At 66.8% G+C, this 22,783-nt stretch carries 16 protein-coding genes; 5 read left to right on the top strand and 11 right to left on the bottom strand.

Going from position 1 to position 22,783, the window contains the following annotated elements; genetic code table 11:
* Positions 1 to 31: 31 nt before the first annotated feature.
* From O8I58_RS09280 to O8I58_RS09235, 10 genes are all read right to left on the bottom strand, one after another.
* Positions 32 to 1,246, bottom strand: coding sequence for an ABC transporter permease (locus O8I58_RS09280; protein ID WP_298314802.1), 1,215 nt, complete (start codon positions 1,244 to 1,246; stop codon positions 32 to 34).
* Between the two features lie 10 nt (positions 1,247 to 1,256).
* Positions 1,257 to 2,570 (bottom strand): ABC transporter permease, encoded by a 1,314-nt coding sequence (locus O8I58_RS09275; protein WP_298314800.1) that lies wholly within the window; start codon positions 2,568 to 2,570, stop codon positions 1,257 to 1,259.
* Between the two features lie 25 nt (positions 2,571 to 2,595).
* Complete coding sequence (locus O8I58_RS09270; protein ID WP_298322591.1) at positions 2,596 to 3,837, bottom strand: ABC transporter permease; 1,242 nt, start codon at positions 3,835 to 3,837, stop codon at positions 2,596 to 2,598.
* A gap of 92 nt (positions 3,838 to 3,929) precedes the next feature.
* Positions 3,930 to 5,234: an ABC transporter permease gene (locus tag O8I58_RS09265; protein ID WP_298322588.1), complete on the bottom strand. Its 1,305-nt coding sequence runs from the start codon at positions 5,232 to 5,234 to the stop codon at positions 3,930 to 3,932.
* A 14-nt stretch (positions 5,235 to 5,248) separates the two neighbouring features.
* Positions 5,249 to 6,466, bottom strand: coding sequence for an ABC transporter permease (locus tag O8I58_RS09260; RefSeq protein WP_298322585.1), 1,218 nt, complete (start codon positions 6,464 to 6,466; stop codon positions 5,249 to 5,251).
* A gap of 13 nt (positions 6,467 to 6,479) precedes the next feature.
* Positions 6,480 to 7,802, bottom strand: a complete 1,323-nt coding sequence (locus tag O8I58_RS09255; RefSeq protein ID WP_298322581.1) for an ABC transporter permease — start codon at positions 7,800 to 7,802, stop codon at positions 6,480 to 6,482.
* A gap of 21 nt (positions 7,803 to 7,823) precedes the next feature.
* Positions 7,824 to 9,083 (bottom strand): ABC transporter permease, encoded by a 1,260-nt coding sequence (locus tag O8I58_RS09250; protein ID WP_298322578.1) that lies wholly within the window; start codon positions 9,081 to 9,083, stop codon positions 7,824 to 7,826.
* Positions 9,080 to 10,399, bottom strand: a complete 1,320-nt coding sequence (locus O8I58_RS09245; RefSeq protein WP_298322575.1) for an ABC transporter permease — start codon at positions 10,397 to 10,399, stop codon at positions 9,080 to 9,082. The genes O8I58_RS09250 and O8I58_RS09245 overlap by 4 nt, the downstream gene beginning before the upstream one ends.
* 13 nt (positions 10,400 to 10,412) lie before the next feature.
* Positions 10,413 to 11,132: an ABC transporter ATP-binding protein gene (locus O8I58_RS09240; RefSeq protein WP_298322572.1), complete on the bottom strand. Its 720-nt coding sequence runs from the start codon at positions 11,130 to 11,132 to the stop codon at positions 10,413 to 10,415.
* A 164-nt stretch (positions 11,133 to 11,296) separates the two neighbouring features.
* Positions 11,297 to 12,589, bottom strand: a complete 1,293-nt coding sequence (locus O8I58_RS09235; protein ID WP_298322569.1) for an efflux RND transporter periplasmic adaptor subunit — start codon at positions 12,587 to 12,589, stop codon at positions 11,297 to 11,299.
* 198 nt (positions 12,590 to 12,787) lie between these two features.
* On the opposite strand from O8I58_RS09235, the gene glmS reads away from it, so the two are divergent.
* Positions 12,788 to 14,632: a glutamine--fructose-6-phosphate transaminase (isomerizing) gene (gene glmS, locus O8I58_RS09230; protein ID WP_298322565.1), complete on the top strand. Its 1,845-nt coding sequence runs from the start codon at positions 12,788 to 12,790 to the stop codon at positions 14,630 to 14,632.
* 109 nt (positions 14,633 to 14,741) lie between these two features.
* On the opposite strand, the gene O8I58_RS09225 is transcribed toward glmS, so the two are convergent.
* Positions 14,742 to 15,650, bottom strand: coding sequence for a LysR family transcriptional regulator (locus O8I58_RS09225; RefSeq protein ID WP_298322562.1), 909 nt, complete (start codon positions 15,648 to 15,650; stop codon positions 14,742 to 14,744).
* Positions 15,651 to 15,849: 199 nt separating this feature from the next.
* On the opposite strand from O8I58_RS09225, the gene ilvA reads away from it, so the two are divergent.
* The 4 genes from ilvA to O8I58_RS09205 all read left to right on the top strand — a co-directional run bounded on the left by ilvA (position 15,850) and on the right by O8I58_RS09205 (position 22,501).
* The gene (ilvA, locus tag O8I58_RS09220; protein ID WP_298322559.1) at positions 15,850 to 17,394 is read left to right on the top strand and encodes a threonine ammonia-lyase, biosynthetic; all 1,545 of its coding nucleotides are present in this window, start codon (positions 15,850 to 15,852) and stop codon (positions 17,392 to 17,394) included.
* A 174-nt stretch (positions 17,395 to 17,568) separates the two neighbouring features.
* Positions 17,569 to 18,216, top strand: a complete 648-nt coding sequence (locus tag O8I58_RS09215; RefSeq protein ID WP_298322556.1) for a TetR/AcrR family transcriptional regulator C-terminal domain-containing protein — start codon at positions 17,569 to 17,571, stop codon at positions 18,214 to 18,216.
* A gap of 104 nt (positions 18,217 to 18,320) precedes the next feature.
* Positions 18,321 to 19,415 (top strand): efflux RND transporter periplasmic adaptor subunit, encoded by a 1,095-nt coding sequence (locus O8I58_RS09210; protein WP_298322553.1) that lies wholly within the window; start codon positions 18,321 to 18,323, stop codon positions 19,413 to 19,415.
* Positions 19,412 to 22,501 (top strand): efflux RND transporter permease subunit, encoded by a 3,090-nt coding sequence (locus O8I58_RS09205; RefSeq protein WP_298322550.1) that lies wholly within the window; start codon positions 19,412 to 19,414, stop codon positions 22,499 to 22,501. Before O8I58_RS09210 ends, O8I58_RS09205 begins: the two co-directional genes overlap by 4 nt.
* The last annotated feature ends 282 nt before the right edge of the window (positions 22,502 to 22,783 follow it).

The following is a 22,783-nucleotide window of genomic DNA, read 5'->3' as shown; positions in this document are numbered from 1 at the left end:
TCGTTCCTTTGCAAGCGGACCGTCATGGAGGTCATGCCGCGCGCGTGGCGATGGCCGGAGGCACCGCCGCGGCGCGACGGGCAGGCCAGAACACCGCGAACTGGCCGAGTACCCACAGCAGCACCGCGCCCACGGGCAGGTACATCAGCGGCAGGCGCGGCAGTTCGTACCTGCTCATCAGCAGCTGGTTGATGGCATAGGCCAGGACCATGCCCAGCACGATGCCGACCGTGGCCAGCAGGAAGTTCTCGGTCTGGAAGTAGCGCAGGATCTGCCCGCGCGTGGCGCCGAGTGCGCGACGTACGCCGATCTGGCGTGTGCGCTGGGCCACCCAGAAACTGGCCAGGCCGATGATGCCCAGCGCGGTCACCACCAGCAGCGCGACGCTGACCGAGACCAGCATCCAGGCCATGGCGCGGTCGTTTCGGTAGTACTTGCTGCGGAAATCCTCCAGCGTGCCGGTGCCGCCCTTGCTGATGATGCGGGTGGGGCCGTGCGCGGCCAGCGATTGCTTCGCCTGCTCAAGCACTGCCTCGCGGCGTGCGGGGTCATCGACATTGACCGCATACATCGCGCCATCCGTGTAGCTGGTGTGCTGCGGGAACACCATCGACAGGTCGTAGTCGGCCGGGCCACCGGTGTCGCGCGGGCGGGCGAGGTGTTCGACCAGGCCGATCACCCGGTGCGGCTGGTCACCGAACACGTAGATCGCCTTGCCGACCGCGCTGCCATCGGGAAACAGGCGCTGCGCCAGTGCGCGGGAGAGGATGACCGTGGGGAAACTGTCCGCATCGGTGGGCTGGTATTCGGACGCGGCGAAGTCGCGCCCTTCCACCAGGCGCAGGCCGAGGGTCTTGAGGCCGTCTTCGCCCACCAGGTAGTTGGTGGTGACCAGGGTGCTGTCTTCCTGGTTGGCGCGCAGCTTGATCCCGCTCATCCACATCGAGTTGCCGAACGGCACCTGGGTGATGGTCGTGGCAGCGCGTACGCCTGGGATGGCGCGCAGCGCGCCCAGGTCGGCCTGGGTCACGGCCGCCGCATCGGCGTCCCGGGTGATGCCATTGGTGCGCAGCACGATCAGGTGCGCCTCGTCCATGCCGCTGGGACGCTGCATGTGCGAGAGACGATTGCCGATCAGGAACAGCGCATTGCAGACGATGGCGCAGCTGAGCGCGATTTCCAGCACGATCAGCAATGCCGCGGTCTTGTGGCGCAGCAACGTGGAGAAGATGGGGCGAAGTTCCATGGGCGTCTCCTTACTGCGACTTGAGCTGGATCGCAGGCGTGACCTGCATGGCGCGCCACGCCGGCACCAGGCCAGCGACCAGGCTGCTGACGATGGCCAGCACGAAGGTGCCAAGCAGCATCGGTGCATCCAGATGCGCCAGCGCGGCGTAGTCGGTGGGCTGTTGGCGCACGGCCCACAGGCCGAGCAGGGCCAGGCCGAGCCCGAGCACCCCGCCGGCCAGACCGACGGTGCCCGCTTCCACCAGGCACTGGGTGAAGATGTCCGCGCGCGAGGCGCCCAGCGCGCGACGCACGCCGATCTCGCCGCCGCGCCGCAGGAACTTGGCCAGCAGCAGGCCCACGGTGTTGAGCAGGCACACACCTAAAAAGCCCAGCGCCAGCCACGCCTGCAGGCGCACGTCACTGGGAACCACCTGGTTGAAGTCCAGCCAGGTCATCACGTTGCTCAGGCGCACATTGGTCGGGCGCTGGAAGCGGCCGGCCGCGCGCTGCTGATCCGAATAATTGATCAGGTAGCGGCGGTAATCGTCGGCCTTGGACGCCGTGCCCAGCTCGACCCAGTACTGGATCCACGCGCAGCCGGCGTTGAGCGACAGGCTGCCTTCCGGATCCTTGTCGTCGCCTCCCCAGCAGTTCATGTTGCCGCTCTGCCCAAGACGCAGTTCGCGCGATGTCGAAAACGGAATGAAGACGTCCTCTTCCTCGCCGCTGTAGCGCCCGTTGGTCAGGTCATAGAAGCGCGGATTGGGATTGAAGTCGCCCATCACGCCCACCACGCGGAAGGCCGTCTTGCTGAGCTGCAATGTGCGACCCACCGGATCGGCCTTGCCAAAGAGCTTCTCGCTCAGCGCGGTGCTGATCACCGCCACGCGCGCACGTTCTCCATCCTCGGCCTTGCTCCAGGCTTGCCCGTGGACGAACGGCACCTGGAACATCGGGAAAAAATCCGAAGAGGTAAAGCGCGCCTGCAACAGGAAGGGCGTCAGTCCCCGTGTATCCGGTTCGATCGCCACGCTGCCGGCCGACATCATCGCCTGGCGGTCGCCGCGCGCATCGCGCAGCAGGTTCTCCGCATCGCGGCGGGTCATCTGGTCGGCCGGATCGCTGCCTGGCTTGTAGCCGGCCATCGGGAACGGATCCAGCTGCACGTAGAACAGCTTGTCGCTCTTGGCCGGGATCGGGTCGCCCGACAGCACATGGAAGACCGTCAGCGTGGTCATCGAGGCGCCGATGCCCAGCGCCACGGCCAGCACCATCAGCGCGGTCAGCACCTTGTTGCGCTTGAAGCTGCGCACGGCCAGGTTGAAGTAGTAGGCAAGCATGGTCGGCTCCGGGGGATCGAATGCGTCAGGCGCTGCGCGTGGCGATGGCCGGCGGCACCGCCGCGGCGCGACGTGCCGGCCACAGCACCGAGGCCTGGCCCAGCAGCCACAGCACCGCCGCGCCGATGGGCAGGTAGGCCAGCGGCAGGCGTGGCAACTGGTAGTGCTGCATCAGCAGCTGGTTCAATCCGAAGGCCAGCAGCATGCCCAGCACGATGCCCAGGGTGACCAGCAGGAAATTCTCGGTCTGGAAATAGCGCAGGATCTGGCCCTTGGTCGCGCCCAGTGCTCGTCGCACGCCGATCTGGCGGGTGCGCTGGGCCACCCAGAAACTGGCCAGGCCGATGATGCCCAGCGCGGTCACCAGCAGCAGCGCCAGGCACAGGGTGATGAGCAGGCCCATCATGTCGCGGTCGTCGCTGAAGTAATCGGCGCGGCGTTCGTCGAAGGTCTTCTGGTCCATGACCAGCCGACTGTTGTTGACCCGGTTCAACGCCTCCACCGCATCGTGCAGGACCCGCGCGCGCTGGGCACGATCCTGCACGCGCAACACATATATACCGCCACTGTTGTAGGCCTGGCGCAGCGGCATGAGCATCGAGTAACTGGTGTTGCCGTCACCGCCGTTGGCGTTGGGGCGGCGCAGCCGTTCGGCCACGCCGACGATCATCAGCGGGATGTTGGCCATGTACACCTGCCTGCCCACAGCAGGCTGCCCGGGGAACAACTTCTCCGCGGCCTCGCGGCTGACGATCAGCGGCAGGGTGCGCGACGGGATGCCGTTGCTGCTGCCCAGCTGGGTCATCAGGTCGCCCCAATTGAGATATTCGTCTGCCTGAAAATCGCGGCCGGCCACCAGGGTGAGACCCAGCGTGCGCACCGTGCCTTCGTCGCCGGTGTACATGGCCGCACTCAGGGTCGGGATCTCCTGGTCGGGCTTGACCGCCAGCGAGCTGTTGTTGGAGCCGCGCCGGAATGGAAGCTGGTTGACCACCGCGACGCTGTCCACGCCCGGCACAGCACGCAGCGCGGCCAGGTCTTCCTGGGTGAGGGCATCGGGATTGGCCTGCTTGCCCACGCCACTGAGCGAGATGGTGACCAGCTCGTGTTCGTCGATACCGCTGGTGGCCTGCAGGCTTTCCCAGCGCTGGGACACGATGAACAGCGCGTTGCAGATGATCGCGCAGGCCAGCGCGATCTCCACCACGATCAGCGCAGCAGCGGTCTTGTGGCGGCGAAGGGTGGACAGGATTGGGCGGATTTCCATGGTGTCTCTCTCTCGTCATGACCCGACATACGTCGGTTGAAAGCCCCGCGAAGGCGGGAATCCAGGAACTTGTGCGTGCGGAGTGACGGCGACTACTGCGTCTTGAGCTGCACTGCGGGGGTGATCTGCATCGCGCGCCACGCCGGCAGCAAACCGGCCAGCAGGCTGGCAACAATGGCCAGCGCAAAGGTCGCCATCAACATGGATAGGTCCAGATGCGCCAGCGCTGCATAGCCGGTCGGGCGATGGCGCACGGCCCACAGGCCAAGCTGGGCCAGGCCCAGGCCCAGCACGCCGCCTGCCAGGCCGATGCTGCCGGCCTCCACAAGGCACTGTTTGAAGATTTCCGTACGGCTGGCGCCCAGTGCGCGGCGCACGCCAATCTCGCCACTGCGGCGCAGGAACTTGGCCAGCAGCAGGCCGACCGTGTTGACCAGGCACACCAGCAGGAAACCCATCGCCAGCCACAGCTGCAGGCGCACATCGCCGGGCACCGCGCCGTGGTAATCCAGCCAGTCCATGACATCGCGCAGGCGCGTGTTGGGCGGGCGCTGGTAGCGTCCGGCGTCCTTCTGCTGCTGCGAATAGCGATCCAGGTAGGCCTTGTAGTCCGATGCCTTGGATGCACTGTCCAGCTCCACCCAGTACTGGGTCCAGGCGCAGGGCGCATCGCGGGCCGTGCCATCGACAGTGGCGACCTGGCCGTAGCAGTTCATGCTGCCACTGCGGTCCTGACTTAGGCCGATCGCGGTCTGGAACGGCTCGAATACCTGTTCGGTGGTGTTGTAGATGCCCACGTTCAAGTCGTAGAACAACGGCTTGGGATTCCAGTCATCGATCACGCCGACGATCTGCAGGTCATGGCCATCCACGCGCAGGGTCTTGCCGGTGCTGTCGACGCCGTTGAACAGCTTGTCGTTGAGCGTCTTGGCGATCACCACCACGCGCGCCTGCGCGATGTCGTCATTTGCCGACCAGGCACGGCCGAACAGGAACGGCACCTCGAACATCGCGAAGAAGTCCGGCGTGGTGTAGCGCGCGTCCAGCATGAAGGGCTTCAACGCGCCGCCGGCCGGCTCTACCGTGACGCTGCCGCCGGTCATCAATGCCTGGCGCTTGCCCTGTTTCTGCTGAAGCAGGGTCTCGCCGTCGTAGCGGTTTAGATCCTGCTGCGGCTCGTCGCCAGGCGTGTAGCCGGCAAGCAATTCCGGGTCCAGCTGTACATGGAACAGGCGCTCACTCTTGCCGGGGATCGGGTCCCCCGACAGCACGTGAAACACCGTCAGCGTGGTCATCGACGCGCCGATGCCCAGCGCGATGGCCAGCACCATCAGCGCGGTCAGGACCTTGTTGCGCCTGAAGCTGCGCAGGGCCAGGTTGCAGTAGTAGGTGAACATCTTGGCTCCGGGGCTCAGGTACTGCGGGTGGCGACGACGGGGGCGATGGCGGCCGCGCGTGATGCGGGGCCCAGCACGGCAAGCTGTCCGATCAGCCAGAGCAGCACCGCGCCGATCGGCAGGTAGACCGCGGGCAGCCGCGCCAGCTCGAAGTACTGCATCAGCAGCTGGTTGCCGGCATAGGCCAGCAGCATGCCCAGCGCGATGCCGGCGCTGGCCAGCAGGAAGTTCTCGATCTGGAAGTAACGCAGGATGTCCTTGCGCGTGGCCCCCAGCGCGCGGCGGATGCCGATCTGCTTGGTGCGTTGCTGCACCCAGAAACTGGCCAGGCCGACGATGCCCAGTGCGGTCACCAGCAGCATCGCGGCGATCACCCCGAGCAGCAGCCCGGTCATGGCGTGGTCGGGGCGGAAATAGCGTTCGCGCAACTCGGACAGGGTGCGGCTGCGGTCGTTGTCGAGGATGGCTTCCGGCACGGCGCGGACGATGGCGGCGCGTGCCGCCTGCATGACGCCAGGAAGATCCAATGGGTCTGCACGCAGCACGTAGAGCCCTGACTGCGCGTCATCGCGGACCGGCACGATCACCGACCATTCCGCGCCGGCGATGCCGTCCTCGCTGCGACCCGGATCGGGGCGGGCGAACTTCGCGACGATCCCGGCCACGTTGAAGTGGTTGTCGCCGGACCAGAAATCCCTGCCCAGCGGGTTCTGCCCGGGCCACAGGTGCTCGGCCAGCGCCTGGGTGATCCAGACGTTGGCGTTCTTCGGGACGAAGAAATCGTAGGGCTGGAAATCACTGGCGATGAAATCGCGGCCGGTGACTGGCCGCAGCCCAAGCGCTTCGCTGGCGCCGGGGCCGAGAGTGTAGAAATGCGGCACGCCGCCGAAATGCTTGCCTTCGCGATCCAGCACGATGCCGCCGTTCGCGGCGGGCTCGCCGAACGGCACCGCATTGAGCTGGCCCGCCGCGCGCAGGCCGGGTAGTGCACGCAGCGCGCCCAGCACGCGGGCGTTGACGTCGGCGGGGTTGCAGTCATCGCAACCGCTGAGCGCCACCACGGCCAGTGCGCGTTCGTCCACGCCGCTGCCGGTGCGCATCAGCTCCAGTCGCGCAGCGACCAGGAACAGCGCATTGCAGAGCACCGCGCAGGCCAGCGCGATCTCAAGCGTGATCAGCGTGGCCGCGATGCGATGGCGGCTCAACGCGGAAAGGATCGGCTTGATGTCCATGATCGGTGGCGTCCTAGAGTGTCTTGAGCTGGATCGCAGGCGCGATGCGGCTGGCACGCGAGGCAGGGAACCACCCGGCGACCAGGCTGGCGGCCAGCGCCAGTGCGAAGGTCAGCGCGAACATCTGCAGGTCCAGATGCACCAGGTCGGCGTACTCGACCGGCTGCTGGCGGACCGCCCACAACCCGATCAGCGTCAAGGCCCAGCCCAGCAGGCCGCCGACCAGGCCGATCAGGCCGGCCTCGGTCAGGCACTGGGCAAAGATCGAACGGCGCGAAGCACCCAGCGCACGGCGCACGCCGATCTCGCCACTGTGGCGCAGGAACTTGGCCAGCAGCAGGCCGATGGTGTTGAACAGGCAAACCACCAGGAAGGCCAGCGCCAGCGAACTCTGCAGGCGCACGTCGGCAGGCACCGCACGATTGAAATCCAGCCATTGCATCAGGCTCGACAGGCGGGCGTTTCCGGGCAGGCTGATGCGGCCCAGCGCCTGCTGCTGCGCGGCGTAGTCGGCGAGAAAGCGACGGTAGTCGGCAACCTTGGCCGGCGTATCCAGCTGGACCCAGAGCTGCAGCGCCACGCAGGGCGCGTTCTGCAGGTGTCCTGGCGTCGGCGGCGTTCCCCAGCAGAAGAAATAGTTGAAGTGCCCGTCATTGATCTCCGTGCCGGTCGCGAACGGCACGAACACATCCTGCGGCTTGCCGTAGTAACTGGCGGTGTCGCCCTGGGCGAAGCGGCCACCGGCCACCGTGTAGTACTGCGGCGAGGGCCGCCACGGCTTGAGCACGCCGACGATGCGCACGTCGGCATCGCGCAGGTGCAAGGTCTTGCCGACGCTGTCATGGCCGCCGAACAGCTTGTCGTTGAGGTTCGAGGAAATCACCGCCACGCGCGCATGCCGGCCATCGTCTTCCGCGCTCCAGCCGGTGCCATAGGCGAACGGCACCTCGAACATCGGGAAGAAATCGCCGTGGACCGACAGCATCGACGTCATCAGCGCCGGGCTGGCGACCCCGGGCGCGAACAGTTTGACGGGGCTGCTGACCACCAGCGTCTGCCGGTCGGAACGCTTGGCGCGCCACAGGTCCATCGCCGAGGTGTAGTCGAGCTTGTCCGGCGGATCCGAATGCGGCTTGCCGTCTGGCACCGCATCCACCTGCGGATAGAAAATGTGCTGGCTGCGCCCCGGCAACGGATCGCCTGACAACAGGTGCATCACCGTCAACGTGGTCATCGACGCACCGATGCCGACCGCGATGGACAGCACCATCAACCCGGTCAGCACCGGGTTGCGGCGCAGGCTGTGAATGGCCAGTTGCAGGTAGTAGCCGAACATGAGCGGTCCCGGAAAAGTTCGTCAGGCGCTGCGGGTGGCGGCGACGGGTGGAACCGAGGCCGCGCGTAGCGCCGGACCCAGCACGGCCAGCTGGCCCAGCAGCCACACCGCGACGATGCCGGTGAGCACGGTCGGTGAAGTGAGGCGATCCAATTCGAAACGGTGCATCAGCCACTGGTTCAGGGCGAAGGCCAGCAGCGCGCCCAGTACAACGCCGCCGCCGACGATCAGGAAATTTTCCAGCTGGAAGTAACGCAGGATGTCCGCGCGGGTGGCGCCCAGGGCACGGCGGATGCCGATCTGCTTGGTGCGTTGCTGCACCCAGAAACTGGCCAGGCCACCGACACCCAAGGCGGTGACCACCAGCAGGACCAGCATGATGGCCACCAGCATGCGGGCGATGGCGCGATCGTTCTTGAAGGTATCCGCACGCAGCTCGGCCATGGTCCTGACCTGCTGCTGCACGTGCCCGGGATTGGCCTGCTGCATCGCCTTGGCCGCCAACGGCAGTACCTGCTGCAGCTGACCCGGCTGGCTACGGATCATGTAGCTGCCGCCGAGGCCTTCGCTGGCGACCCCGAACTCCGCCAGGACGGCATCTTCATCGTCGGGGTGACCGGTGATTTCACCGCGCAGCTGATCGATGACGCCGACCACGCGCAGGCTGATCGGGTAGCCCCAGAGGCTGGTGTACAGGATGCCGCCCAGTGCCGATTTGCCCGGGAACAGCCGGCTGGCCAGCGAGCGGGTCAACAGTGCTGGCAATTGCCGTGAGGCGACCTTCGTGGCCGGCGCACTGTCGTCGCCGAATAGTTCTCTGAGCCCTGGAATCTCATCGTCGCGGATGTCGCGACCCTCGATCACGCGCACGCCCAGGGTCCGGTTCATGCCCTGGCTTCCCGCGAACAGATAGGCCTGCGCATTGGCCTGCTGTGTGTCCGGTTGCAGGAACAGCCCGGCCCGCGACACACCCAACAACGGTGCCATCCCGAAGGCGGCAGATCGCACGCCCGGGACCGCCTGCAAGGTGGCCAGGTTGCTGCCGGCGTTGCCGGGATTGTCCTCGCCGATCACGCCGATGCTCTGGATCAGGCCGATGTTGTCCTCATCGGCACCGGTGGGCATGCGTGCACGCTGCAAGGTGCCCGAAACGATGAAGACCAGGTTGCACAGCACCGCCAGGGTCAGGGCGATTTCCAGCGCCAGCAGCACCACGGCGGAGCGATGCCCGCGCAGGGCGGAGACGATGGGGCGGGCATCGGCCAGCGGGTTCAGGCTCATAGCGATTTCACCTGCAGGGCGGGGGCGACGCGCGATGCACGCCAGGCTGGCCAGACCCCTGCAGCCAGCGCCGACAGCACTGCGATGACCAGGGTGGTGCCGAGCATGCGTGGGTCCAGGTGCACCTGGGCGGCATAGGCCATCGGCTGCTGCCGCACCAGCCACAGGCCCAGCCACGCCAGCGGCAAGCCAAAAGCTCCACCAAGCAAGCCGACCAGGCCCGCTTCGACCAGGCATTGCAGGAACACCGAACGGCGGCTGGCGCCGAGTGCACGGCGCACGCCGATCTCGCCGCTCTTGCGCATGAACTTGGCGACCAGCAGGCCGACTGCGTTGAGCAGGCAGACCAGCAGTACGCCGAATGCGATCCAGGTCTGCATCCGCACCGTGGCCGGCACCGCGCGCTTGTAGTCCAGCCAGTCGATCACCCCGCGCAGGCGCACGTTCGGCGTGCGCTGGAAACGGCCCAGCCGCAACTGCTCGGCGCTGTAGTTGTCCAATGCGTTGCGGTAGGCGGCCTGCTGCGCCGGCGTGTCCAGCTGTACCCAGAACTGTGCCCAGGTGCATTGCTGGGATTTGGGGTTGTGGTCACCGCCCTGGTTGTCGGTGCCCCAGCACGCCATCGGCCCGTAGCCGTAGTCCTGGGGTAGGTCGAGCCAGGTGAAGAATGGCAGGTACATCTGCTGCGCCTCGCCGTAGGCGCCGGACTTGCGGTTGGACAGGTCGTAGAAGTGCGGTCGCGGATTCCAGTCGTCGATGACGCCGATCACGCGGAATGACCGGGTCGCGATGACCAGCGAGCGGCCGACGCTGTCGGCGCCGTCGAACAGGGCGTCGTTGAGTTCACGGGTCAGCACCACGACCTGGGCACGACGGTCGTCGTCCTGCCGGGTCCACGCGCCGCCGTAGAGGAAACGCATGTCGAACATCGGGAAGATGTCGGCGGTGGCCGCGCGCGTGGTCACCATTGCCAGCGGGCTGTTGGGGGCATCGACCCGGGTCGGCAGCCAGTTGGCGCTGGTCAGCGTCTGCCTGGGGGCGGCCTGCAACTGGTACAGGTTGACCCCGTCCTGCCAGGTCAGGTTGTCCGGTGGTTCCGGATCGGCGCCGGGCAGGTCGCTGGGGCGCGGATCGACCTGCGGGTGGAACAGCACCGCGCTGCGTTGGGGCAGTGGATCGCCTGACAGGTTGTGCAGCACGGTCAGCATGGTCATCGACACGCCGATGCCCAGCGCGATGGCCAGCACCATCAAGGCACTGAGCACCGGCCGGCCGCGCAGGCTATGAATGGCCAGTTGCAGGTAGTAGCCGATCACCGTGCGTGGTCCGTCAGGCCTGCGCGGACACGGCGGGTGCGGCGGCGGCCATCAGCCCGGCTTCGCGCACCAGGTCGGTGGCCTGGCCATCGACGATGTGCACGTTGCGCTGAGCGCGTGCGGCCAGTTCCGGGTCGTGGGTGACCATCACGATGGTGCTGCCCTGGGCGTTGATCTCCTCCAGCAGTTCCATCACGCCGCGGGCCATCTGCGAGTCCAGGTTGCCGGTCGGTTCGTCGGCCAGCAGCAGGCGGGGGCTGCCGGCGAGTGCGCGGGCGATGGCGGCGCGCTGCTGCTGGCCGCCGGAGAGTTCGGCCGGGTAGTGCTTCATGCGCGAGCCCAGGCCGACGCGTTCCAGCGATTCGGTAATGCGCTGCTTGCGCTCGGCGGCAGCCATGCCGCGGTAGCGCAGCGGCACATCGACGTTGTCGAACAGGTTGAGGTCGGGGATCAGGTTGAAGCTCTGGAAGATGAAGCCGATCTTCTGGTTGCGCAGCTTGCTGCGCGCGTTGTCCGACAGGTTGGACACGTCCTCGCCATCGAGTTTGTAGGTGCCAGAAGTGAAGGTTTCCAGCAGCCCGGCGATGTTGAGGAAGGTGGTCTTGCCCGAGCCCGACGGACCGGTGACGGCGACGAATTCGCCTTCCTTCACGTGCAGGTCCAGCGTGCGCAGGGCGTGGGTCTGCACCTGCTCGGTGCGGAAGACCTTGGAGACGGCGTGCATGTCGAGCATGGGAGGTTCCTTCGTTGGAATTGAATGGCGTGGCGTTAGGTAAAGCGGCTTTTTTTGTAGAGCGGAGCTTGTATCAATCCCCTTTTTGGGACTCCGCTGTGGCGTTACCGGGAGGGCCTCTACAGGTCATGCGTGGACTGACCGGTATCGGTCATGGCCTTGAATCAATGCACCGTCACCCGCGGCGCATCGCCGAACTGGTCGGCGCCGGAGACGACCACCCGGTCGCCTTCCTTCAGGCCGGACAGCACTTCGGTTTCCGACAGGCTCGACACGCCCAGCTGCACCGGCTGGCGCTGGGCGCTGGAGCCGGCCATGACGTAGGCGTAGCGGCCGCCGGATTGTTCGACGAACGGGCCGCGCTCGACCTTGAGCACGTGCTTGCGGGTGTCCAGCAGGATGCGCGCGCTCATGCGCTGGCTCTGGCGCAGGCCCGGCGGCTGCTGGCCGTCGAAACGCACGCGCGCGGTGACTTCGCCGGCCACCACTTCCGGCGACACCGCGGAGATCTTGCCGGGGTAGGGATCGCCACTGCCGGAGGTCAGCTGTGCCGGCACGCCGATGGCCAGGTCGCGGGCGAAACTCTCCGGCACCTTGATCTCGACCTCGAACTTGGACAGGTCCACCACCGACAGGATCGGCGCGTTGATCGCCACGTTGGTGCCCTGGGAAATCTGCACCTGGCCGACCTGGCCATCGAACGGCGCGCGCAGGGTCAGGGCTTCCACCTGGCGCTGGAGCTCGTCCACCACCGCATCCTGGCGCTGGGCCAGCAGCTGCTTGTTCTTCGCATCCAGCTGCGCGCCCTGCTGCGAGAGCGCGGCGTCCTGCTGGGCATGGCCCAGTTCGATCTCGGATTTCTTCAGCTTGTCCTGCATCTGCGCCAGGTCGACCTGGGCCATGGCGCCGGCATCGTAGGCGCGCTGGTAGCGCTCGACATCGCGTGCGGCGGCCTGGCGGTCGATCTTGGCCTGGTCGATGGCCTTGCTGGCCTCCGAGCGCGCCTGGGCGACATCCAGCGCGGCGCGGCTGGCCTCGGCCTGCAGGCCGGCCAGGGTGGATTCCTCCTGGACCAGCTTGCTGCGCAGCGCCGGGCTGTCGATCACCGCCAGCGCGTCGTTCTTCTTGACCACGTCGCCAGCGACCACCTTCAGCGTGACCGTGCCGCCGTCGATAGCGTACAGGGTCGGGCTGTTGGCGGTGATCACGCGACCATCGGCGGCCAGGTCGCGGACCAGGTCGCCGCGGGTCACCGTGGCGATGCGCACCCGGCTGGCGTCGAACGAGCGCCCGCCCGCGGCCCAGCCCATCACCACCCACACCAGTGCGGCGGCCAGGACCAGCACGCCGCCGCCGATCAGCCCCCAGCGCTTCCAGTGCGCGCCCTTGCCGGTCTCGACCACGATGTCCTGGGCGGCGGTGTCGCGGATGCGGAAGGGGTTGTCGGTCTGCTGCATGGGCGGGGCGCGTCTTCGGCTGAATCGTCCCCGCAGACAATGCACACCGCGTGCCAATCGCAAGTCATTGAATCGCAAAGGTGGTAGCCCGCGGACAGTGTCCGCGCGGACACTCCCGCCGTCCGCGCGGACAGCGGGGCGATGGCTGCGGCCCGGTACACTGCGCAGGTCGTTTTCACTGTCTCGAAGGATGTATCCATGTGCGGTATCGTTGGCGCGATCGCGGATCGCGATGTGGTCCCTGTTCTGATCGAGGGCCTCAAGCGGCTGGAATACCGCGGCTACGATTCGGCCGGCATCGCCGTGGTCGATGACGGGCAGGGCCGCGAGCGTCAGGTGCGCCGCGTGCGCCGGACCGGCCGCGTGTCGGAGATGGAGGGCGCGGCCCAGGCCGAAGGCTTCACCGCCACGCTGGGTATCGGCCATACCCGTTGGGCCACCCATGGCGGGGTGACCGAAGCCAACGCGCACCCGCACATCAGCCATGGTGTTGCGTTGGTCCACAACGGCATCATCGAAAACCACGAGGAACAGCGCGAGAAGCTCGCCGCGCTGGGCTACACCTTCGAGTCGCAGACCGATACCGAAGTCATCGCCCACCTCATCCATCACCACCTCAAGTCCGGCGACGACCTGTTGGTCGCGCTGCAGCACACGGTCAAGGAACTCACCGGCGCCTATGCGCTGGCGGTGGTCAGTCGTGCCGAGCCGGAGCGCCTGGTGTGCGCGCGCATGGGCTGCCCGCTGCTGATCGGCCTGGGCGATGGCGAGAACTTCGTCGCCTCGGACGTGTCGGCCATCATCCAGGCCACCCGCCAGGTGATCTTCCTGGAAGAGGGCGATACGGTCGATGTGACCCGCGAAGGCGTCACCATCTTCGACGCCACCGATACGCGCGTCGAACGCGAGGTACACGTCTCGGACGTGTCGCTGGCTTCGCTGGAGCTGGGCCCGTACCGGCACTTCATGCAGAAGGAGATCCACGAGCAGCCGCGCGCCATCGCCGACACCATCGAGGCGGCAGTCGATGCCAACGGCTTCCCGGCCACCCTGTTCGGGAAAAACGCGGAAAGCGTGCTGCGCGGCATCGAAGGCGTGCAGATCCTGGCCTGCGGCACCAGCTACTACGCCGGCCTGACCGCGCGTTACTGGATCGAAGCCATCGCCGGCCTGCCGTGCAGCGTGGAGATCGCCAGCGAGTACCGCTATCGCGCCGCGTACGCAAATCCGAAACACCTGGTCGTCACCATCTCCCAGTCCGGCGAAACCCTGGACACGATGGAGGCGCTCAAATACGCCAAGTCACTCGGCCACCTGCATACGCTGTCGATCTGCAACGTGCCCGAAAGCGCCATCCCGCGCGCCAGCGAACTGGTCTGCTACACCCGTGCCGGCGCCGAGATCGGCGTGGCTTCGACCAAGGCTTTCACCACCCAGCTGGCGGCGCTGTTCCAGCTGACCGTGGTGCTGGGCAAGCTGCATGGCAAGGTCAGCGATGAAGACGAAACTCAGTACCTGGAAGAGCTGCGTCGCCTGCCCGGCAGCGTGCAGCACGCGCTCAACCTGGAACCGCAGATCGCGGCCTGGGCCGAGCGTTTCGCCGGCAAGGAAAACGCGTTGTTCCTGGGCCGCGGCCTGAGCTATCCGATCGCGCTGGAAGGCGCGCTCAAGCTCAAGGAAATCTCCTACATCCACGCCGAGGCCTATCCGGCCGGCGAGTTGAAGCACGGCCCGCTGGCGCTGGTGGACGACACCATTCCGGTGGTCTTCATCGCGCCCAACGACCGTCTGCTGGAGAAGGTCAAATCCAACATGCAGGAAGTGCGCGCGCGCGGCGGCGAGCTGTTCGTGTTCGCCGACCAGGACAGCAACTTCAGCGAATCCACCGGCGTGCACGTGATCCGCACCCCGCGCCACACCGGCGTGCTCTCGCCCGTCGTGCACACCATCCCCGTGCAGCTGCTGGCGTACCACACCGCGCTGGCGCGCGGCACCGACGTCGACAAGCCACGCAACCTGGCCAAGGCCGTGACGGTCGAATAACCGGCAATCGTCCCCCGGCGCTGCCTCCGTGCAGCGCCGGAGGACGTGAAACGAAGACCGTTGGCGTACTGCCCTGCCTGCACGCCGCTGGCAGTCGATGGCGGCCCGCTCAGTCGTTCTGCGGGTCGCTCGCTGCCCACAGCAGCTCGGCCGCCGGTGCCAGTGGCGCGGCTTTCCGGTGCAGGCAGATTTCCATCGGCACATCCCAGGCGTGGCTGCCGGAGCGGACCAGTGCGCCCCGCTGCAGCTGCTCGCGGACCAGGCTCTCCGGCAGCCAGCCCAGGCCGCGCCCCTGCATGGCCATGGCGGCGACCACGCTGGAGGCATGGGTCGAGAAGACCGGCTGCAGATGCGCCTTCGCCTGGATCAGCCCGTCGATGCTGTCCACGACCCTGCCCAGCCCGGCCTGTGGCTGATAGGACAGATACGGCGTGGGCGCATCCCGGGCACCGGGGAGGCGATGCAGCGGCCGCGTGCCTGCCGGCGCGGAGACCGGGATCAGCACGTCCACGTCCAGCACCTTGCGCAGGTAGTCGGGATGGTCGAGTGCACCGGCCGTACCGGCAGGGTGGTGGGCGAGCAGGAAGTCGGCCTCACCCTTCATCAGCATGTGCTCACACGCTTCCAGGTGATGGGTCGTGAACTGTACTTTCAGTGCGGGCAGCAGCGCTTCCAGGCGGGAAATCCACTCCGGGAAGAAGCTGAAGGTGAGTGCATTGGTCGCGCAGAAACGCACCACGCCCGGTTGCTGGAACGCCGCCGCCTGCGCCGCGTCGCGTGCGCTCTCCAGCCGCTGCAGGATGTCGCGTGCGGCGGGCAGGAAGCTGTTTCCCGCGTCCGACAGCCTGACTCCGGCGGAAGTCCTGACGAACAACGGTGCGCCGATCCAGGCTTCCAGTGCCTGGATCCGCCGGCTCAGCGCCGGCTGGGTGACGTGGCGGACGCGCGACGCGGCTGCATAGGTGCCGGTCTCCACGATTGCGATCAGATCTTTCAGCCAGTCGAGCAGCATTGCCATCGGTACGCATGGGACAGGCCCATGATAGTCGCCCGTCAATGCGTCGCATCTGGGCATGGCATGCCATCGGGCGACACTCGCTGCATGTCATCGCGTCATCGCAAGCTGTCTGGCCATTGCTGCACGGGGGGCTTGGGCTGTGCGTCGTTGCCCATAAAATCGCGCAGTCCCGCGTCGCGTCCCGTAGCATGGCCAGCCTATGACCAAGACCCTCAAGCCTGCCGATTACCTCAAGAAGATCCTGACCGCCCGCGTCTACGACGTCGCGGTTGAATCAGCCCTGGAGCCGGCGCGCAACCTGGGCCAGCGCCTGGGCAACAAGGTGCTGCTCAAGCGCGAGGACCAGCAGCCGGTTTTCAGCTTCAAGCTGCGTGGTGCCTACAACAAGATGGCGCACCTGGCGCCCGAACAGCTCAAGCGCGGGGTGATCTGCGCGTCGGCCGGCAACCATGCCCAAGGCGTCGCCCTGGGCGCGAAAAAGCTGGGCACCCGTGCGGTCATCGTGATGCCGGTGACCACGCCGCAGCTGAAGATCGACGCGGTCAAGGCACTCGGTGGCGAGGTGGTGCTGCATGGCGAAAGCTATTCCGATGCCTACGAACACGCGGTGACGCTGGAGCAGCAGCACGGGCTGACCTTCGTCCATCCGTTCGACGATCCCTATGTGATCGCCGGCCAGGGCACCATCGCCATGGAAATCCTGCGCCAGCACCAGGGGCCGCTGGATGCGATCTTCGTCGCGGTGGGCGGCGGCGGGCTGATTTCCGGCGTGGCCAACTACATCAAGGCCGTGCGCCCGGAGATCAAGGTGATCGGCGTGCAGATGGCCGACTCCGATGCGATGGTGCGCTCGATTGCCGCGCGCAAGCGCGTGGCGCTGAGTGATGTCGGCCTGTTTGCCGATGGCACCGCGGTGAAACTGGTTGGCGAAGAAACTTTCCGCATCGCGCGCGGGCTGGTGGACGATTTCGTGATCGTCGATACCGATGCGGTGTGCGCGGCGATCAAGGATGTCTTCGTTGATACGCGCAGCATCGTCGAGCCCTCCGGTGCGATGGCCGTGGCGGCGATCAAGCAGTACGCGGCCACCCACAAGACCAAGGGCGCGACCTACGCGGCGATCCTGTGCGGGGCCAACATGAATTTCGACCGGCTGCGCTTCGTCGCCGAACGGGCCGAGGTTGGCGAGGAGCGCGAGGCGCTGTTCGCCGTCACCATCCCGGAAGAGCGCGGCAGTTTCCGTCGCTTCTGCGAGCTGGTCGGCGACCTGCCTGGTGGCCCGCGCAACGTCACCGAGTTCAATTACCGCATCAGCGACGCGCAGCAGGCGCATGTCTTCGTCGGCCTGACCACGCGCGGCAAGGGCGAGTCGGCCAGGATCACCGGCAATTTCAAGCGCCACGGGTTCGCCGCGCTGGACCTGACCCACGACGAGCTGGCCAAGGAGCACGTGCGCCACATGGTCGGCGGTCTTTCCACCCTGGCCCATGACGAGCGCCTGCTGCGGTTCGTCTTTCCCGAACGCCCCGGCGCCCTGCTGAAATTCCTCAACCTGATGCGGCCCAACTGGAACATCAGCCTGTTCCACTACCGCAACCAGGGCGCCGACTACGGCCGCACCCTGGTTGGCCTGCAGGTGCCGAAGCACGACGACAAGGCCTTCCGCCAGTTCCTGGACGCGCTGGGCTATCCCTACGTGGAAGAAACCGACAACCCGGTGTACCGACTGTTCCTGCGGAAATAGGGCAGGCGGACATCCCGGGCATGGCCTGGGCGTCCGCCGTCGCGCCATTGGCCGGGCAAGGTTGCGGGTGTTGCGATCCCCCGACGTAACGCGCGTTTCCTTGTCGCTGCAAGGCTTGCGCCCCGAAACTAACGCCGTTAGAGTGCGCCGCACTAACAGCGTTAGGTCAATGATGTGCGCGGTCCGATCAAGCAGGAACACATCATCGAGGCTGCTTTCACCCTGCTGGACGAGGCGGGGATCGAAGGCGTCAGCCTGCGCAAGCTGGCGTGCCGGCTGGGCATCCGCGCACCGTCGCTGTACTGGCATTTCAAGAGCAAGCAAGCGCTGATCGATGCGCTGGCCGACGCGCTGATCCGCGACGTTGCCCGCGATGTTCCGCAGGGGCAGCACTGGCGCGCCACGCTGCGCCAGGTCGCGGACGAATTCCGCAGTGGCTTCAAGGCCCATCGTGATGGCGCCCGGGTCTACGCAGGCACCTTCATCGCGACCGAGAACGTGCTGCGCGTGGGCGAAACCTGCATCGGCGCGCTGGTTGAAGCAGGCGCCGACGTCGGCTTCGCCACGGCGACCGCGATGGACCTGGTCTACTACGTGATGGGCTTCGTGATCGAAGAACAGGCCTTGCCGCAGGATTGGCATGCGCTGGACAGCGTGCAGCATGAATTCCTGGCGCTCGCGGAGGCGCGGTTCCCGCATTGCTGGAGTGCGCGGGAGTTCCTGGCAGAGCCCGAGTACGAAATACGCTTCAGGAACGGCGTCGATCTGCTGCTCGATGGCATCGCGCAACGCCTGACAAGGACATCCCCGGTTTCCCCGTAGTGCAAGGGGCCCTGCGCCCCACCCCGTTGGTTGCGACAGCCAGGCATGTGCGCGGACAAGCGCCCTGCGGTAGCAGACATCTCCTTCTGAATTCTGGTCCCCTCATGCGTGCACATCTTTCGCGTTGGTCCCTGCTGTTTGCCGTCCTGCCGCTGCTCGCTGCGTGCGGATCGTCCGAGGAGGACAAGCCGGCGGCGGCTTCCTCCGCATTGACCGTGACCCTGGTGCCGGTCAAGCCGCAGTCGCTGGCGCGCAGCGTGACCGTTTCCGGTCCGGTGTCCGCCTATGAAGAGATGCAGCTGGGTGTTGAACTGAGTGGCCAGCGCGTCACCAGTCTTGATGTGGATGTGGGCCAGTCGGTGAGGAAGGGTCAGATCCTGCTGCAACTGGATCACCGCACCCTGGACAGTGACCTGGCCCAGGCCGAAGCCTCGATGCTGCAGGCCCAGGCCGGGCTCGACCTGGCGCAGGCCAAGCAGGAGCGTGGTGCGAAGCTGGCGGACGGTCAGCTGATCAGCGTCAGCGACCTGGACGAACTCCGTGCGGCCCGCACCCAGGCAGAAGCGCAGCGTGCCACCGCGCGCGCCGCACGCGATGCCGCCAGGCTGCAGCGTGACTTCGCCGAGCTGCGCGCGCCTGCCGACGGCATCATCTCCAAGCGGCTCGTACAGCCCGGGCAGGTGGTGTCGGCGGGCAGCGAACTGCTGCGCCTGATCCGCGACGGCCGGCTGGAATGGCGCGCCGAGCTGCCCGAAGAACAGCTGTCCGAGATCGCCGTCGGCAACACCGTCGCGCTGTCCTATGCCGGACGCGAGATCGAAGGCCGTGTCCGCGCGATCACTCCGGGCGTCGATGCGCAGACACGCACGGGCACCGTCTATGCGGACCTGCCCGAGCCCGGCCCGCTCAAGCCCGGCACCTATGTCGAAGGCCGCGTCGTGACGGGTGACGGCCAGGGCCTGATGGTGCCGGCGACCTCGGTCGTGCAGCGCGATGGACATAGCTATGTGTTCACCATGAAGGGCAAGGACGTGGTGGAGCGCCGCCGCGTGCGCACCGGCCAGGCGCTGCAGGGCCAGGTCGAGATCGTCGAAGGCCTGAAGGCCGGTGATCAGGTGATCGGCGACGGCGCTGGCTTCCTGGGTGATGGCGACCGCGTGCGCGTGGTCCCGGCCGGGAAGGGGGGCATCGCCGGATGAATATCTCAGCCTGGGCGATCCGTCGCCCGCTGCCTGCGTTGATGGTGTTCTTCGTCCTGTGCGTGGCGGGGTTGTGGGGCTTCTTCAAGCTGCCGGTGGCGAAGTTCCCAGACATCGCCTTCCCGATGACGGTGGTGACGGTGACCCAGCCGGGCGCTTCGCCGAGCCAGCTCGAAGCCGAGGTCACCCGCAAGGTGGAGGATTCGGTGGCCACGGTCACCAACGTCAAGCGGGTGATGTCCACCGTCAGCGAAGGCGTCAGCACGACCAGCATCGAGTTCCAGCTGGAAGCGGACCTGGGCACGGCGCTGGACGACACGCGCGATGCGGTGACGCGCATCCGCACCGACCTGCCGCAGGACATCCAGGAGCCGGTGATCTCCAAGGTCGACATCGGTGGCTCGCTGATGACCTACGCGCTGGTCGCGCCGCAGCTGACGCCGGACGAGGCGAGCTGGCTGGTGGACCGCGAGATCTCGCGTGCCATGTACGGCGTGCCGGGCGTGGCCCGGGTCACGCGCGTGGGCGGCGTGCAGCGCCAGGTGCGGGTGGACCTGGATCCGAATGCGCTGCAGGCGTTTGGCGTGACCGCCGGCGATGTCTCGCAGCAGCTGGCGCAGATCCAGGTCGAGCGTGCCGGTGGCAAGGCCGAACTCGACGGCGCGCAGCAGACCATCCGCACGCTCGGCACCGTTGGCGATGCGCAGGCGCTGCGCGACTATTCCATCAGCCTGCCCGATGGCCGCGCGGTGCGGTTGTCGGCACTGGCCAGGGTCACCGATGCCGCGGCTGATCCAACAGAAGCAGCGATGCTCGACGGCAAGGACGTGGTCGCGTTCTCGATGTCGCGCACGCGGGGATCGAGCGAAGTCAAAGTGGAGCAGGGTGTCCACGAAGCACTGGATGTGCTGAAGAAGGCGCACCCCGGTGTCGACTTCCGCCTGGTCACCACCGCCATCGACGAGACGCACCGCTCCTACGATTCGTCGATGACCATGCTGTACGAAGGCGCGCTGCTGGCACTGTTGGTGGTGTGGCTGTTCCTGCGCGACTGGCGCGCGACCTGGGTGTCGGCGCTGGCGCTGCCGCTGTCGATCATCCCGACCTTCGCGGTGATGTACTGGTTTGGCTTCACCCTGAACATCATCACGCTGCTGGCGCTGTCGGTGGTGGTCGGCATCCTGGTCGACGACGCCATCGTCGAGATCGAGAACATCGTCCGCCACCTGCGCATGGGCAAGCCGCCGCTGGAGGCTGCGACCGAGGCGGCCGGCGAGATCGGCAATGCGGTGATCGCCACCTCGCTGACGCTGGCCGCGGTGTTCGTGCCGGTGGCCTTCATGCCGGGCATCGCGGGCAAGTTCTTCCGCGAGTTCGGCTGGACCGCGGCGACCGCGGTGCTGTTCTCGCTACTGGTGGCGCGCCTGCTGACGCCGATGATGGCCGCCTACCTGCTCAAGCCGCATGGCGAAGAGAAAAGCGATTCGCGCCTGATGCGGTGGTACCTGGGCTGGGTGGACGCGGCGTTGCGCCATCGCGGACGCACGCTGTGGATCGCCACGGCGCTGTTCATCGCCTCGCTGGCGCTGGTGCCGCTGATCCCGGCCACTTTCATCCCGCAATCGGATCTGGGCCGCAGCAACCTGAGCCTGGAACTACCACCGGGCACGCGGCTGCAGGAAACCGTGGCGGTGGCCGAGCGCGCACGCGCGCTGCTCAAGGACATGCCCGAACTCAAGCAGGTCTACACCGCCGTTGGCAGCGTGCTGGACCTGGGCGATCCTTCGACGACCGGCGTGGCCGATCCGCGCAAGGCCACGCTCGTGCTGGACTGGGGCCTGGCCGATCATCGTGATCGCGACCAGCGTGCCCTGGAACGTGATGCGCGCGCGCGCCTGGCCGATCTTCCCGGCGTGCGCGTGAGTTATGTCAGCTCCGAACCCGGCAACCAACTGCAGCTGGTGCTGGCCGGCGACGACCCCCAGCGCCTGCAGGAAGCGGCCACCGCGCTGGAGCGCGATGTCCGTGGCATTCCTGGCCTGGGCAGCGTGACCTCGTCGGCCTCCCTGCTGCGCCCTGAAATCCAGATCGTGCCGAACTCGGCGCGCGCTGCCGACATGGGCGTGTCCACGGCCGATATCGCCGAGGCTGCGCGTATCGCCACCGCGGGCGACTACGAGCAGCGCCTGGCCAAACTCAACCTGCCTGACCGGCAGGTGCCGATCCGGGTCGGGTTCGCCGAATCGACCCTGGCCAATGCCGCCCTGATCGGCCAGCTGCGCGTGCCCGGCCGCTATGGCCCAGTGCCGTTGGCGGCGGTAGCGGAGATCCGCATGGGCAGCGGTCCGTCGCAGATCTCGCGCTACCAGCGCCAGCGCAATGTGACCTTGACCGCCGAACTCAATGGCCGGCCATTGGGCGATGTCATGGAAACCGTGCAGCAGCTGCCCAGCGTCAAGCAGCTGCCGCCGGGCGTGAGCTTCCTCAACACCGGCGATGCGGAAGTCTTCGTCGAGTTGTTCGTCGGCTTCCTGCTGGCGATGGCCGCAGGCGTGATCTGCATCTACATGGTGCTGCTGCTGTTGTTCAACCACGCGCTGATGCCACTCACGATCCTGATCGCGGTGCCGCTGTGCGCTGGCGGCGCGTTCGGTGCGTTGCTGCTGACCCAGAACATGCTGTCGCTGCCTGCATTGATCGGCCTGCTGATGCTGATCGGCATCGCCACCAAGAACTCGATCCTGCTGGTCGACTACGCGGTGATCGCCGAAGACGAGCATGGCCTGACCCAGCACGAGGCGTTGATCGATGCCTGTCGCAAGCGTGCCCAGCCGATCATCATGACCACGCTGGCCATGGGCGCGGGCATGATGCCGATCGCCTTGGGATTCGCCGGTGATTCGAGCTTCCGCGCGCCGATGGCGATCGCGGTGATCGGTGGTCTGGTGACCTCCACGCTGCTCAGCCTGATCGTGATCCCGGCGGCCTTCACCGTGATCGACGACCTGGGCGAATGGCTGACGCGACGCTTCAAGGGACATTCGTCGCATCCGGCGCCTGACGCGGAACCACGTCCCGGGTCATGAGCCGGGAGCGCCGCTGACAGAATGCGGATGGCCGGGAATGACGGTCCGCCATGAGGCGGAAGGCAGCGTTGCCGGATTCGAAGGCGCCGCATCCGGCAACGCGTTGAATGCGCTGCTTCGCTCCAAGGATGGCCTGAGCAACTTCCGTCATCCCCGCGAAGGCGGGGGCAGGGATCCAGTGGCTTCAAGTCATTGAAAGCAAAGTCACTAGGTTCCCGCCTTTGCGGGGCTTTCAACAGCCGAATGGCTGGTAATGACGAGCAAAAGCAGGGTTGTTCAGAC

It is taken from the genome of Pseudoxanthomonas sp., from assembly GCF_027498035.1.
GTDB lineage: Bacteria > Pseudomonadota > Gammaproteobacteria > Xanthomonadales > Xanthomonadaceae > Pseudoxanthomonas_A.
This window is presented reverse-complemented; position numbering and strand designations above follow the sequence as displayed.